We start from the raw sequence: 12,674 nt of genomic DNA on the forward strand, positions 1-12,674 counted from the left end.
ATTAGAGATAGTGTCTGGAACGACTGGAATCGGTTGTATGCGTCAAGTTCTTGTGTGGATGCCAGCCGTTTTGCAAGGAAGAACCTGAAGCATTGGGCATGTGATCGAGTGCGGTCATGTGTCAGGCCTTGATTTGCGGCCGTTCCATATGCCGCGGGCCGGTATGGTGATGCGCGGATCAAGTCCAAATCAGCAAAGCGACCTTGCGTGGGCTCTCAACTTGACTCTGGTTTTCCTGACCCCGATCTGATCGATCATTTGCCCATGCAGTTCGTGCCTTCCTCACATCGCCGACGTCCCGGTCTCAGGTGCGTTGTTGCAAATCACGCAGGCACCGTCGCCGGATCCCGGTAGTCCTCTGTTTCGTCAGCATGGCCCAGATGCCACGCGCCATCTTGTTGGCCCAGCGCGATTGCTACCAGCATACGCGGTTTCTTCAACATCAAGCGGTCACGCCAGGGACCGTCGGACGCGCGCCTTCAAGATGCCCATCGAACCACGGCCATGGCGCCGATGATGAGCAACCGCCGAATATCGCGCTGGCCCATCTTCGATAGCTTCCCTAGTCGTTGCTTGCCGCCGCTCGGAAATCGCGACCGCACTTGAAGGCCTCCATCGGCGGCGCAAAGGTTTCAACGGCAAGGGCAGCGATAGGGCCGACACCGGGCATGGTTTGCAAGCGCCGAGATGTTGCAGCTTGCTTGGACAGCGTGTCGATCGTCTTCTTCAATGCCGCGAGCCGACTGCTCAACTGTTCGATCTGGTCAAGGAGAGCGCTGCAAATGTAGCGGACCAGATCCGGCAGGTCTGCGCTCTCGTCCTCGACGATCTCTGCCAGACGTGGCAGGTGGCCGATGCCTTGGGGAGCAACATAACCGAACTCATAGAGGTGCGCGCGCAACGCATTCACCAATTCGGTTCTCTGATCACGAACTGCTCTCTAGTGCGAAACACGATAGCCCGGGACTGCTGCTCCTTGGTCTTCGGTTCGACAAAGCGCATTGTCGGTCGTTGCGCTGCTTCGACGATCGCCTCCGCATCTGCGACGTTGTTCTTCTGCCGCTTGACGAACGGTTTGACATAGGCGGGGGCAATCAGTCTTGGCTCATGGCCAAGCCGAGCCATCTGACGGGCCCAGTAGTGGGAGCTGCCGCACGCTTCCATCGCCACGACACATGCCGGTTGTCGTCCAGATCGAAGGATCGAGCTATCGGCTCCGCCAGCACGCCGAGCTCATGCCCGAACACCTGCGATCAAAAGCCTCCATCACGCCGCCGACGCTAAATCCACCATCGCGGCCGCGCGGCCGGCCACCGAAAAATGGACACCCCTCCGCGATAGCCTGAGCGGCGAAACTGGGAGAATTTTACTTCGGCACTTTTGGGGAAAATTCAAGCGGCATTGACACGATACTCACTGGCGAGCCGCAAAAGGTCGCTAGCTTTGGCATTTTCTCCTGGGTACGATGCATCCATGGTCGTTACCGTTTTGATCGTCGCCAGCCGGCCGCGCGCGCCTCGGCCTCGCTGCAGAACCAGCGCTCGCCTTTGCTCGGCGTGATCACTGTCTCGTCGAAATACTCTTGGCCCGGCAGATGGTAGATATGCTCACCCGAGTTCACGCTGATGTTGCCTTTGACTTTGCAACCGGAGCCGAGAAGACCGAAGCCGGTCGATTGCTCGCTGACGGTCTCGACTCTGTCGGGGTTCGCAGCCCGCCAGTCCCACGGAGGATCGAATCTACCTTGCCACACGCCGCGATGCGCGACCTTGGCTGAGACTTGCTCAGCGGCGAATGCCCCGTTCGAATAGCGAGGCCAATCTAGAGCGAGGCCTACTTCAACGAGCCATTTCTGAACGCTTCGGCCGTCGGCGCGATTGCAGTTCCCGACAAGACGCCCGTACCGATCACGATCGACAAAACTGCAATGCAGTGGTCGCGAAGCTGCCAGGAACTCGTCCAAGGCTTGGGCAGCGCGGCGCCCGCATGGATAATCGAAGCCCTTCGCGTCGTCGCAGTATTGCCGGCTCTCTGGCGCATCGATGCCATTGAAGCGAATGCGCTGGCCTGCAATCTCTACCGTGTCGCCATCAATCACGGAGGCGTGGCCTTCCATCGAACCAGGCAGCGGCTCTGTCCAGTTTGTTACCCTGGTCTGGAGGCTTGCGGTGCTCCGTATTACGAATTGGGTGACTGCGGCGGCAAGCGTGGCGACGCCGAGGAAGATCAGCCCCAAGAGCGGTCGCGGCAGCTTCCGTGACGGCATTCTACTGCCGACGCGCCTTCGCCACCGGTTAGCCTGATTGGCACCCTGATATCGGTGGCCTTTGCCCACGCCCCCTTCTCCCGAAAGAAAGAATGCTTCCATTGCGGGCGAGAGTCCAGCCTGCGCGGGGGCTTTACCGCAGAGGCTCGGTCGTCAATGGCAGTGGACGCTACCGGCGCTGTTGTCCATATGGCAGCACTGGCCAGGCGGAGAACTTTTCCGACAGCCTCCGCCATGCGCGTAAGAGAATACCGCTCCCGCCAGAATGGCGAGCGCAACAACGCAGATGGTTGTGAACGTTTTCATGGCCCCTCCCCAGGTGACGCCTAAACAAAGCACTTCTCAGGCGCTTTGAATAGGGGCATCTCATGAATGCTCCTAAGCGCCCTGAAGCGTGCCTCGGGGCGGCGGGTGATCTGGAGAGACGAATCATAGACCGCGCCAACATTTGCCGTCGAGCGTTCGCAATGGGGGCGGAATATCAGAACTTCGTGCAGTTCACCGTGTTGCCGAAGCGGTTGCAAGTCGTTCTTTTCGGCTGACTGTTTTGCATGTTGGCTAAAGCGGCATTCGTTCTGGCAGAAGCTCTGCCGCGAGAGGTAACGGACTCGTGCTGAATGCATTGGGCCATGGCTGGGGTTCCTGGCTCAAAGCCGTAAGAGACGCATCGGTTCCGGAAATAGGTTGCCTGTTCCGCCTGCGGTGTCGTGGCAAACCAGGCCGGCGAACCCGGCATCCCAAGGCCCGAACCGGAGCAGCCGCTGAAAAAGAGGATCGCGGTCCCCGCCGTCGCGAACATCTACGCATCGTGCTTTCCGAAAATCGATTCCGATTTTCGGGCCTGTAAATCCTCGGCACAAGACCAAATTCCAAAATCAACAGGTGCAAAGCAGGGGGCTGGCCGCCAGCGCAGATCGTGTCGCTTATCCTGCGGATAAGCTGAGAGAGGGTAAACGGCGTTTTGACCGCACTTCACCTTCCGGATCAGTGGGTTATTGCAACCCAAACGAGGGCTTGGACAGATGTCGATTTCGCAGCTTACGCATAAAGTCCAGCGATGAACGGCCGGTGCGTCTGCTCGAGGTTTTCACGGGCAGCGGCCGACGGCGTGAGTGGAGCGACGAGCGTAAGGCTGAGATCGCCGCTGAGAGTTACGAGTCAGGCGAAGCGGTCTACGCTGTCGCGCCGCGTCACGAATTGACTCCGCAGCAATTATTCACTTGGCGTCGGCTTGTTCGCGAGCCGGGGTTGCGGGAGATAACGGGAGGGAGGTTTCGCGCGTGGGGGATTCTCTCGGTGCCAAATTGCCAGTCTACGAGCCCACGAAAACAGGCCCAGTGGGATGGCTTGAGAGGAAGGGACAGTCTCCATTCGCCACAGCAAGTCTTCGATGAGCAGGATACCGGCCACCGCAGTTCAAAGTGGTTGCGAAGCTGGCGAGTGGGCATCTAAGAAAAAGGGGCCGATCCCGTCTGTTGTTGAATTCAAGCGATGTTATGGTCGGCCAAAATTGGAGAGCGAAAGCCAAGAATGCCTGTCTCGATCAGCGACTTCATCCACAAGGCAAAACCTGCAGGTCCAGACATGCATTTAATGCACTGCACAACCGCATTGTCCACGATGAAGGCGCTCGAGGAGCGAACTCTTGGGACAACCCAGTGCCCTATCTACAAAACGGATCTCCTTTACATGTTTTACGGTCGGCCCGCCTATAAGCCGGCAACCGGGATCGGCCCCAGTGGAATGATTGAGTTGGCCCCTGTGTGTCTTATACTGGAGCCCTCGCTGTTAGCTTCAGCTGCTCGGGTGCTTCCTTTTGACAGTGGAGGATTCGACCGCTACAGGCCGCTGCTCGGACCGGGTTTGAAGCTCGACGAGTTTGAGTTGGGCAGCTCGGCACTCGCACCTATGCAACTCGTTGGCGCATTCTATGATACAAATCGAAACTACTATGAGCAGCAACCCACGCTGAACGAGCGTAGCATTCCAATAACGAGGGTCACTTCGCGAGCCTACGCGAGATTGATCGCGGATCCGTCGATCCGATCTGTTGATGACCGCTGCGGAACTATTGAGTTGCAGTTTTCGAAAGGGGTGTCTTTGAAGACGGCTCTCAAGGCAATAGTCGGGCCGTCCGCGCTCTTAAGCGATCCAGAGATCCAGGAAGCGTTGCAAGACTGCTCTAATGCGGTCCCTTTGCCGTACAAGACATACGGACGAAGTGACCCGTTGTCGTTTGCCCAGGCATTATATGAGCGTGTCGAGACATTTTTGACCGATCAAGGACAGTTCGCATGATCGACTTGATCAACGATTGCGAGCTAGTTGGTGTCGCTGATCCGCTGGGAAAGAAGACGGGCTTCTTGATTCCGGTCTTCTTCAGTCCGGCTTCAAACGCTCTGTTGGTTGAAGAGCGATCAAGCAATGGCCGTGTTGCTGGATATAGTCCTTTGCATCCGCAAGAGACCGAGATCTTGCCGACATTAAGAGGGCAGAGCCGTGTCGGGGATCGGCCGCATTGGGCATTTGGGCTCGGAGATGGTGTTCTGGTAGGACGAGGAACACAGCGGCGCGAAGAGTTGAAAAATGCCTTAAGGGGACCCTTCCTAATGGCGAGGCCGATGCTTGCCCTCGAGGTCACTGACTTCCTTGGCCTGAAAGAGGACCGGAACAATCTCGCCGCGAAGATTTTTGCAGATCTGAGGCGGAAGAACGCTGAAGTTGCTCGACGATGGCGAGATATCGCAATCCTCATCCCAGATATAAAGGCAGCATGGTTGAACCAACAATCGGATCTCACGGCGGGACGCAAGCGCGGTGCGATACCAACCTTGGCCGCTCAGGTTAGAGAGCCGGAAGTTGCCATACGATTTAGCTCTTCGGCGAACTTCAGTGGGGGGACTTTTCGGGTCCATTTGGAAAGGATCGTCCGGAATTGTTTGGCAGAGCTTCCGGATCTGTACGAAGAGCCGAACGGCGATTGGATATTTCGCTTTCAAGAAGCTCGCGACACCCGCGACGCGCTGGACGCATCGCCACAAGCCCGCGCACTCATTTATTTAGCGGACGACGCGCTTCCATTCTCCGAGCCTAATCGATCTGGCGGGTATGATTCTATTGGAATTTATCCGCAAGATAAATCGCGCGAATTCATTGGCGACGTTTTGGCATCAGAGACTCCTTCGTACGTCACCTTTTTGCTTGATGATGCATATGGTGCTATCCTCGATGGCGCTCCGGAGCTTCACCACAGGCGACCGTTAGGATTGGGCGTTAGAGCAGGACGTTCGAAGGATCTTTCACGCTCAGAGGTGCAGGCTCTTTCACGTTACCCGCATCCCACCGTCGTTATCACACAACAAAGTCCGCCGGGCTTTCTCCGCGACACGTTTTCGGGAGAACTCCGGGACGCCGTAAACCTAATGTCTCCGAGTTGGTACGGAGACAGCCAATGGATTTTCCCATCCAGAGCCTGCGCATTCATGCGTGCGCGAGGCCTCGGTCCCCAGAAAATGCTTGATGCCTTAGCCCAACTTTACGAACGTTGCCGCCAGCTGAAATTAGACACTACTGTTGGAGTAGCGTTTCTTGCCATGGAAACAGCCCCCTCAATGAGGGCTTATGAATTTGCCAGGGTGCTCTTTCCACAACTCGATTGGAAAGATCTACCTAAGGAGCCTCGGGTGAAGCAGCCGATCGACGCCGCTTTGCTTGCGGCGATCGATAGTAACGTCGACGATGAATACCGCTGGCAGTCCCATTGCAAAATTATCGAAACTATCTTGCGTAAACGTGGATGGGAAACTGTGGTTGCGGTCGAAACCAACCATGAAAAACGTCTCAACTTGCATGCGTCAGCAATGGATGTGGAGCTGAAGATCCTCCGTGACAAACCACGTGGCGGACGGACTTCCTATAATCAGCCTCTGGACCTCAATATTGAAAACATCGACAAGCTGGCACTTGTCGAGGATGCAAATGCCGGGATGGTGCTTTCACGACTTGAACGGTACGGCGATCTTTTGGTCACACCCCGAGACCTGTGCTGTTTCGACCCGGCCGCTGATTCCGTCTGGTCGCTTCACGCGTTACAACTGAAACGCATGTCGCATTGGATGGTCAGCAAAAGTCGAACACTGCACGTCGCTCTCATCTGCCGCGTCGCTATGGAAAGGGGCATGGCGGAGGTGGATGACGCCGAACGCCTGTTTACTGCATTGAAGGATCCGGGATTAGGGCAGATTGCCTTTCTGGCGAGCTCAAGGTTGAAAACCTCTGAGCTGGGGTGTGAGCTAAAACTCAGGTTAGTTTCGAGAGGATCTAACATTCCGCTTCCTGATCAATTCAGCAAACTTGGATCGTTTATCTTAAGGGTTGATCAAAATGGGCCAGCGATGTTCTCGGAAGAATAATTAAACTTCTTGAAATCCTAAGTGAGGAGTTGTCGCTGAGGTAGCCGGCACGGCTTCAAGCAGATGGTTGCATATCCGCAAGATACACTTTGGAATTAAGTAGTACTATTAAAAGAAATAAGGCAGGGCGCTTGATCCTTATTGCATTAGGCGTTTTGCCGATTTAGTGCAGATCCGCCAAAGCCAACTGGCTCGTCCTTCAAGCCATCCCCAAACACCGCTTCGTGCAACTAACCATAGCAGAGCCAGCCCTCCGCACCAATATGGTAGACTTGTTACCGTAACACCCCAATAGATTTTGCCCCAGTCATTTAGCGCACTTCCGATTGCACCGAGAAAGATGACCCCTATCATATAAAAAAGGAGGCCCGGGGCGCTTGCCTGGAAACTTGCGAATGCTGTGAAGTCCTGAATTGGCTCCTCTTTCGAGCCTTCTCGCCAATGATAGATTATCAGCCGAGAAAGAAGCCGCTCCTCTTCGGCTGCGTCTCGGGCGGCAATCTCGCGACCGCGCAGGTAAGAGGCCCATAGTTTTGCTTCAAGCCTGCGCACCTTTCGGAGTGGGGCATGCTGCGTAACAAGTGCATGGCCGAGCTCACGTATAAGGAAATAATGCACACGGGCGATCTTAAATGGATTGGCAGAGGCCCGCTTGGCGATCGAATGCGGGAAGCTACGCTGTTCGTTCAGTCTGAGTTCCGTCAACTCCAGTCGTTGTGACGAACTGACAAATATCTTTTCTTGCCCAACGATCTCCTGGGTGAATAGCGATGTGGATTTACCTGTTAGGTGTAGCCGGAGCCGGATATACTGTGACCTGGACCCAGCCGCCCGCAGGCGCTTGCACATATTCTCGGTGAGTGTGATGGTGGAACCAGGCCCTTTTAAGCCGTCTTCGACTGGCGTAAGTATAAGATCGTCCCCGACCTTCACTTTGTGAACGGTCACGAACGGTTCGCCATTGGTTGTCGTCTCGTACCGCAGATCAGTCTTGCTCCCGACCTCGACGACCATGTTGAAAACCGCGTCCAGCGTCTGCCCGTAGGCCATGACATCGCTCAGATCTTGAAACTGTTCGATTTGAAGCGCTACAGGAAAATACAGGTAGATGCGTTTGACCAAATCGATATCCGATAACCGAAGGCCGATGTCGAGAAAATTGGTCTTTGAAGGGTTGTCTCGCCAGAGATTGAAGTGAATCTCTAGGTTTGGGGGCTGTGGCTCGGCATCAATTAGCGGGGAGGAATTACCATTCTCATCCGGTTCGTACCAAATCGCCAAAGTGCCGTTCATCTCGCATCAGACCTTTTATAGCGCAGAGCTTAATTGACGATGAGACCTTCTTCGACCTTGCCCAAATCTAGTATGCTTGAAAATTGAGCGTCGGTAAGCGCCCGCAGATCCCACTTGGGCTGGGTGGTGATGCCTACAATATCCAGCAGAGCCGCACGATTTGGGCGTTTCACGAAAGCGGCGTTGTAGGTAAGCTTCGCAACATACAACGGCTTCCCATTCGCATATCGGTCCCTGAGCTGTTGTTCGCTGAACACACTATGGTCCTTCGCGAATGCCACGAATGCATCTGCGTCCTTGAAATGTTTGCGTGAGTAGGTTTCCTCGACCACGCACACGGACGTTGCTACAGACCGGTAATATGCCTTCCCTTGGATATCAGTGGTTCGATAAATGACGACGAGGTCGCCTCGCTTCATACGGTTGAGAGAGAGGCCGGCGATATAAACTTTGTGAATCGAGTTGGTATGAGGAACATCAGCTTCCGAAGCTGGATCTTCTGTCTTTAGGATCGAGTCCGGCAGTAGATCAGTATGGAATTCGGGTTTTATGGCCAGCAACCATTTCGATTTTCCGGCCGTCTGCATGAGGGGATAATCTTTGACGATGTCGTTCGCCAAGGTGTCGAATGAGCGGAGTAGAACGAGCTCTTCCCCATTGGGCGTGGCTTTTACGCCCCTTTGTTCAAAACCGAATCGCTTGAAAAGGTTGATAAGAGAGACGTGAGTATCGAAAACGGTCACGTAAACCTCAGACACCTCTTCGAGGATGGCGTGATCAAAGATGCGCTTAATGATCCTTTCACCAAGCTTCGTACCCTTGGCGTTTACTTTAAGAGTTCCAACTTTGAGTCGGCGCTTGGCAGGCAGAGACGGTTGAACGTCTGTGATCTCCCCCGTCTCGACCTTGATATAGAGGAAACCCCGAACTCCCTGTCCGCCGTCACCGTCAATGACATACACCGGTTCAGCAGCTTTTCTAATGAACCAGTCTGAAAATTCCTTATATTGCGCCTTCAAACTGTCGAAGAACTTGTCGTTCAGATCCACGTCTTTGAATTTCGTCGGGCGTAAAGTCTGCCCCATGCGCCTTCCCCCGAATCGTACGAAATAGAGCATACCAACGCAGCGAATAAATCAGTACGCGGACACAATTTGAAGTGGAGAATAATATTCTCAAAGGGAGCTGAAGCCTCCACCTATCTATTGGGGCAAACCGGGTAGAGAGGGCTCACTCCGTTTTGCTCTTGCAGATAGGTCTCATAGGACTGTATCTCAGGGTTGCCCATGTCAATCGCAAACTCTTCGCCAAATATTGCCATCACAAAAAACAGTAGCTTTTGGTCAGTATAGACGAAGTCATACTCATGTAGCGTTTCGAAGACATTCGTTCCATCACGAAACCGCTGATCAAAGCGATAGACGTTACGGCGGCAGAATTGCCACTCTTTGGGCTTCTCTCCGACGCGAACGAATCTTCTCAAAGGCTCTAAGCCTTCGTTCGAGAGCAATTCCTCACGCCACCCTTCGACGTGCATGACTCTTAGCGCAAGGGCTTCGATCGCAACTTTTCCGATGAAGCGGGACATGAGATGCGGCTCAAGCTGCGTCTTTTCCGGAAAGGGTACGAACAAAGTGCCTTGGGGGCGTTCAAGCAGAGAACGCACAAACTCACCCGCGCGACCGCTATCCTTCGGCTCGACGAAAATCGCGGATGTGTCCATCCATACGTTCACTGGCATTTTCAAATGGGATACAAAACCGCTCATCGGCGGGATACGGCCGCGCTTATTCCCGATCGCCATCACGCTACGCAGATGACGGAAATGTTCCGTCTCCAAGAGCGGACCTTCGATCTTACGTGCAAAGTAATTATTGCAGCGGTCACATACGATGCCAGGTGGCAGCGTGTGGTCAATGTTACCAAGTGATTCGGGGATTATGTGCTCGACCGAGCGGGAATTCGTCGCATCCCCACGACAAAATAGACATTGGATGAAGTTAGTTACCCCCATAAAGTGACACGAAGTTCTCACGAAATCGCAGCCTAAATCCAATTGGCAGAGCGTGCAACGAGAATATTCCTTGCAAGGAATATCTGTTCGAGCTAGCACTCCGCAACACGGAGTAGCATGGTATGGACAAACTAGCAGGAAAAATTATCGAAGCCTCGGCCGCGACCGAACCGCGCCAAGAGCCTGCTGGCGGTGTCGATCTGCGTCGACTTCGCCTTCTATCGGGATTGACGCAGGCCGAAATGGCTGCCCGCATGAACGTCCAGCAAGCTGCCATTTCAAAACTGGAAAAAGGTGGCGAGATGTACTTGTCCACGGTCGAACGCTACGTGGAAGCTCTCGGCGCGTCGTTGCGCGTAGATGCCGTTTTTCCTGCAGACGCTCGCCTCGTTCTACGCGTAAAAGAGACTTTTGACATTGAATACGGTAACGACGACCAACTCGTCTTTCCGCTACTGGCAGATGAGCCGTTTCGCCCGCAACGAGATGTTGTGCTTTCCATTCGTCCGCAATATTCGGACAAAATTATGGAAGGACGCAAAACTGTCGAGCTTCGCCGGCGATTCCCGGTTTCGGCGCCCGGTGGGACCGTGGCCTATATTTATTCCACGTCGCCAGTTAGAGCGATGGTCGGAATTGCAGAGATTAAGGATGTCTTGAAACTGCCCGTACAGCAAATCTGGTCCGAGTTTGAAGACACTGCATTTATCGAGCGAAGTGATTTCAATAACTATTTTCAGGGCTTAGAGTTTGGATTCGCTCTGCTTTTTGAAGGTGTTAGGCCGTTCTCCCGCTCCGTTCCACTGACCGAACTGCGTGAGAAATTTGGTTTCGAGCCACCACAGTCATTCCTGTACGCGAGCCGCGATCTGCGAAAGGCCCTGAGAGATGAGGCAACAGTCGTATCTCATTGATACGAACATTCTGATCGGTCTGGAAGACTACCGCGCTGTCGAAGCCGCATACGCTAAATTCTCAAGTCTTGCTGCGGCCCACAAGATCACGATTTTCGTCCACGAGGCCGCCCGCGACGACATTTCCCGCGACAAGAATGTGGAACGTCGCCGAATCTCCCTTAGCAAAATCTCAAAATACCGGGTCTTGGGCAAGCAACGCGGCCTGAGCCAAGCCAATCTTGAAGTTGAATTCGGCCCTTTGAAGCGGCCCAGTGACATAGTCGACGCCACCCTCCTCCATGCTTTGAAAAGTGACGCGGTCGATTTTCTTGTCACGCAGGACAAAGGCCTTCACGAGCGCGCATTCAAACATTCGGCCGAGCTTGGCCGACGTGTCCTGTTTGTTGGGGACGCGGTCGATCTTCTCACTCAGACATACGAGCCTAAGCAGGTCCCTATCAGGCATGTTGCGGAGGTCGAAGCTCACACCATCAACCACAAAGACAGGTTCTTCGATAGCCTCCGTGAGGGATATCCGGAGTTCGACGATTGGTGGCGCGAGAAGTGTGTTCGCCAGCACCGCCCTTGTTGGGTCGTTTACGATGATGACGAATTGGCAGGCCTGATTGTCCGAAAGGACGAGAGCGCGACGGATACCGATGCGGTGACGAAAGCCAATAAAATTTTGAAAGTTTGCACCTTCAAAGTGGCGCCGGACAAGCGCGGTGTCAAACTCGGTGAGCTGCTCTTGAAGCAGGTCCTTTGGTACGCTCAGTGCAATAGATATGACTTGGCGTATCTGACGACATTCGAAGACCAGGCGGCTCTGATGAACCTCTTGGAGTTCTACGGCTTTATCCATGCCGGCACGAAAGACAACGGTGAACTCATTTACGAGCGGGCATTTTCGTCCGCAAAGCTAGTTGATGATCCCTCGATGTCGGTTTTCGAAGCCGCCAGGAGAAATTACCCCCGCTTTCTTGTGACGGATCAAGTTCGCGGCTTCGGAATTCCTATCAAGGAAGACTATCACGACACCTTATACCCTGATCTATGGAAGCCTAAGCAGCCGGACTTTTTCGTCGGCGCTTCTCGGGCCGACCGTCCGACGCGGCCGGGGAACACGATCCGGAAAGTCTACCTGTGCCGAGCACCATCAAACCTCGGCGATGCGGGCTCCCTGCTGTTCTTCTACAAGGGGGCGTCAAAGGAACGTCCTTCGCAAGCCATGACGACGTTAGGCATTTTGGAGAGCGTCACATTCGCGAGCTCTACCAGAGAGTTGATGCAATTGACGGGCGGTCGATCCGTCTACAGTGAGCAGCAACTTGAGCAGTGGCAGGCTACGACGGCAAAGCCGGTAAAGGTCATAAACTATCTTTTGGCCGCCTACATAGATCCCGTGGTCGGGCTGGATGAATTACGAGATTTGGGTATAGTGAACAGTAACCCGCAACAGTCGATCTATGAAATTCGGTCTGACGTCCTCCCGCGGCTTCTCAATCGTGCCAATTTGGAGTTCGAGGTATGAAGCAGCGGATGATCGCGTTCGTTGGCATCTCTGGGGTCGGCTGCACGGTGCAGACGAGAAGGAGGTTTCGCTCATCCAAGCGCGGAGTTCGAATCCCTCGCTCTCCGCCAAATAACTGTTGTTGTGCACTTTTCGGAAGAGCCTTCCGGCTGGCTGCACCATTGGCTGCATCTTTAGGCGGCTCCTTCGGGCAAGCACCCGCCTGGGCCGCCATCTGTTGAGCCGCCATTAGCCATCAAGAAACTCAGCACTGAGACTGCCC

12 protein-coding genes and 2 pseudogenes are annotated in these 12,674 nt (G+C 54.4%); 6 read left to right on the forward strand and 8 right to left on the reverse strand.

Translation table 11 applies throughout. The features are described 5' to 3' along the window. Positions 1 to 479: 479 nt before the first annotated feature. From NMG70_RS26970 to NMG70_RS26980, 3 genes are read right to left on the reverse strand one after another with little or no spacing between them, the layout of a single operon-like run. Entirely contained in the window at positions 480 to 548 is a 69-nt protein-coding gene (locus NMG70_RS26970) for a hypothetical protein (RefSeq protein WP_254027366.1), read from the reverse strand. 14 nt (positions 549 to 562) lie between these two features. Then, entirely contained in the window at positions 563 to 913 is a 351-nt protein-coding gene (locus tag NMG70_RS26975; protein ID WP_254027320.1) for a hypothetical protein, read from the reverse strand. Continuing rightward, on the reverse strand, positions 907 to 1,170 hold the full coding sequence (locus tag NMG70_RS26980; RefSeq protein ID WP_254027321.1) for a hypothetical protein: 264 nt from the start codon (positions 1,168 to 1,170) through the stop codon (positions 907 to 909). The genes NMG70_RS26975 and NMG70_RS26980 overlap by 7 nt, the downstream gene beginning before the upstream one ends. 2 nt (positions 1,171 to 1,172) lie before the next feature. Here NMG70_RS26980 and NMG70_RS26985 point away from each other — a divergent pair. Continuing rightward, a pseudogene (locus NMG70_RS26985) lies at positions 1,173 to 1,346 on the forward strand (AAA family ATPase); the annotation flags it as partial. Positions 1,347 to 1,480: 134 nt separating this feature from the next. Here NMG70_RS26985 and NMG70_RS26990 read toward each other — a convergent pair. Beyond that, a complete protein-coding gene (locus NMG70_RS26990; RefSeq protein WP_254027322.1) occupies positions 1,481 to 2,236 on the reverse strand; it encodes a thermonuclease family protein in 756 nt (251 codons plus the stop codon). A gap of 1,098 nt (positions 2,237 to 3,334) precedes the next feature. On the opposite strand from NMG70_RS26990, the gene NMG70_RS26995 reads away from it, so the two are divergent. The 3 genes from NMG70_RS26995 to NMG70_RS27005 all read left to right on the forward strand — a co-directional run bounded on the left by NMG70_RS26995 (position 3,335) and on the right by NMG70_RS27005 (position 6,678). Beyond that, positions 3,335 to 3,718, forward strand: a complete 384-nt coding sequence (locus tag NMG70_RS26995) for a transposase (RefSeq protein ID WP_254027323.1) — start codon at positions 3,335 to 3,337, stop codon at positions 3,716 to 3,718. A gap of 78 nt (positions 3,719 to 3,796) precedes the next feature. Further along, complete coding sequence (locus NMG70_RS27000) at positions 3,797 to 4,564, forward strand: hypothetical protein (protein WP_254027324.1); 768 nt, start codon at positions 3,797 to 3,799, stop codon at positions 4,562 to 4,564. Beyond that, positions 4,561 to 6,678, forward strand: a complete 2,118-nt coding sequence (locus NMG70_RS27005; protein ID WP_254027325.1) for a hypothetical protein — start codon at positions 4,561 to 4,563, stop codon at positions 6,676 to 6,678. Before NMG70_RS27000 ends, NMG70_RS27005 begins: the two co-directional genes overlap by 4 nt. Before the next feature lie 138 nt (positions 6,679 to 6,816). Here the strand turns inward: NMG70_RS27005 and NMG70_RS27010 are convergent, their stop codons facing one another. The 4 genes and pseudogenes from NMG70_RS27010 to NMG70_RS33065 all read right to left on the reverse strand — a co-directional run. Then, complete coding sequence (locus NMG70_RS27010) at positions 6,817 to 7,971, reverse strand: hypothetical protein (RefSeq protein ID WP_254027326.1); 1,155 nt, start codon at positions 7,969 to 7,971, stop codon at positions 6,817 to 6,819. Positions 7,972 to 8,000: 29 nt separating this feature from the next. Next, positions 8,001 to 9,056 carry a GNAT family N-acetyltransferase gene (locus NMG70_RS27015; RefSeq protein WP_254027327.1) on the reverse strand — a complete coding sequence of 352 codons (1,056 nt, stop codon included), beginning with the start codon at positions 9,054 to 9,056 and terminating at the stop codon, positions 8,001 to 8,003. 113 nt (positions 9,057 to 9,169) lie between these two features. Beyond that, the gene (locus tag NMG70_RS27020; protein WP_254027328.1) at positions 9,170 to 9,811 is read right to left on the reverse strand and encodes a hypothetical protein; all 642 of its coding nucleotides are present in this window, start codon (positions 9,809 to 9,811) and stop codon (positions 9,170 to 9,172) included. Positions 9,812 to 9,823: 12 nt separating this feature from the next. Beyond that, a pseudogene (locus NMG70_RS33065) lies at positions 9,824 to 9,985 on the reverse strand (HNH endonuclease); the annotation flags it as partial. Between the two features lie 122 nt (positions 9,986 to 10,107). Here NMG70_RS33065 and NMG70_RS27025 point away from each other — a divergent pair. Continuing rightward, positions 10,108 to 10,899, forward strand: a complete 792-nt coding sequence (locus tag NMG70_RS27025; protein ID WP_254027329.1) for a helix-turn-helix domain-containing protein — start codon at positions 10,108 to 10,110, stop codon at positions 10,897 to 10,899. Continuing rightward, positions 10,874 to 12,412: a GNAT family N-acetyltransferase gene (locus NMG70_RS27030; protein WP_254027330.1), complete on the forward strand. Its 1,539-nt coding sequence runs from the start codon at positions 10,874 to 10,876 to the stop codon at positions 12,410 to 12,412. The genes NMG70_RS27025 and NMG70_RS27030 overlap by 26 nt, the downstream gene beginning before the upstream one ends. Positions 12,413 to 12,674 lie beyond the last annotated feature (262 nt).

The organism is Mesorhizobium ventifaucium, assembly GCF_935822925.1.
GTDB lineage: Bacteria > Pseudomonadota > Alphaproteobacteria > Rhizobiales > Rhizobiaceae > Mesorhizobium > Mesorhizobium ventifaucium.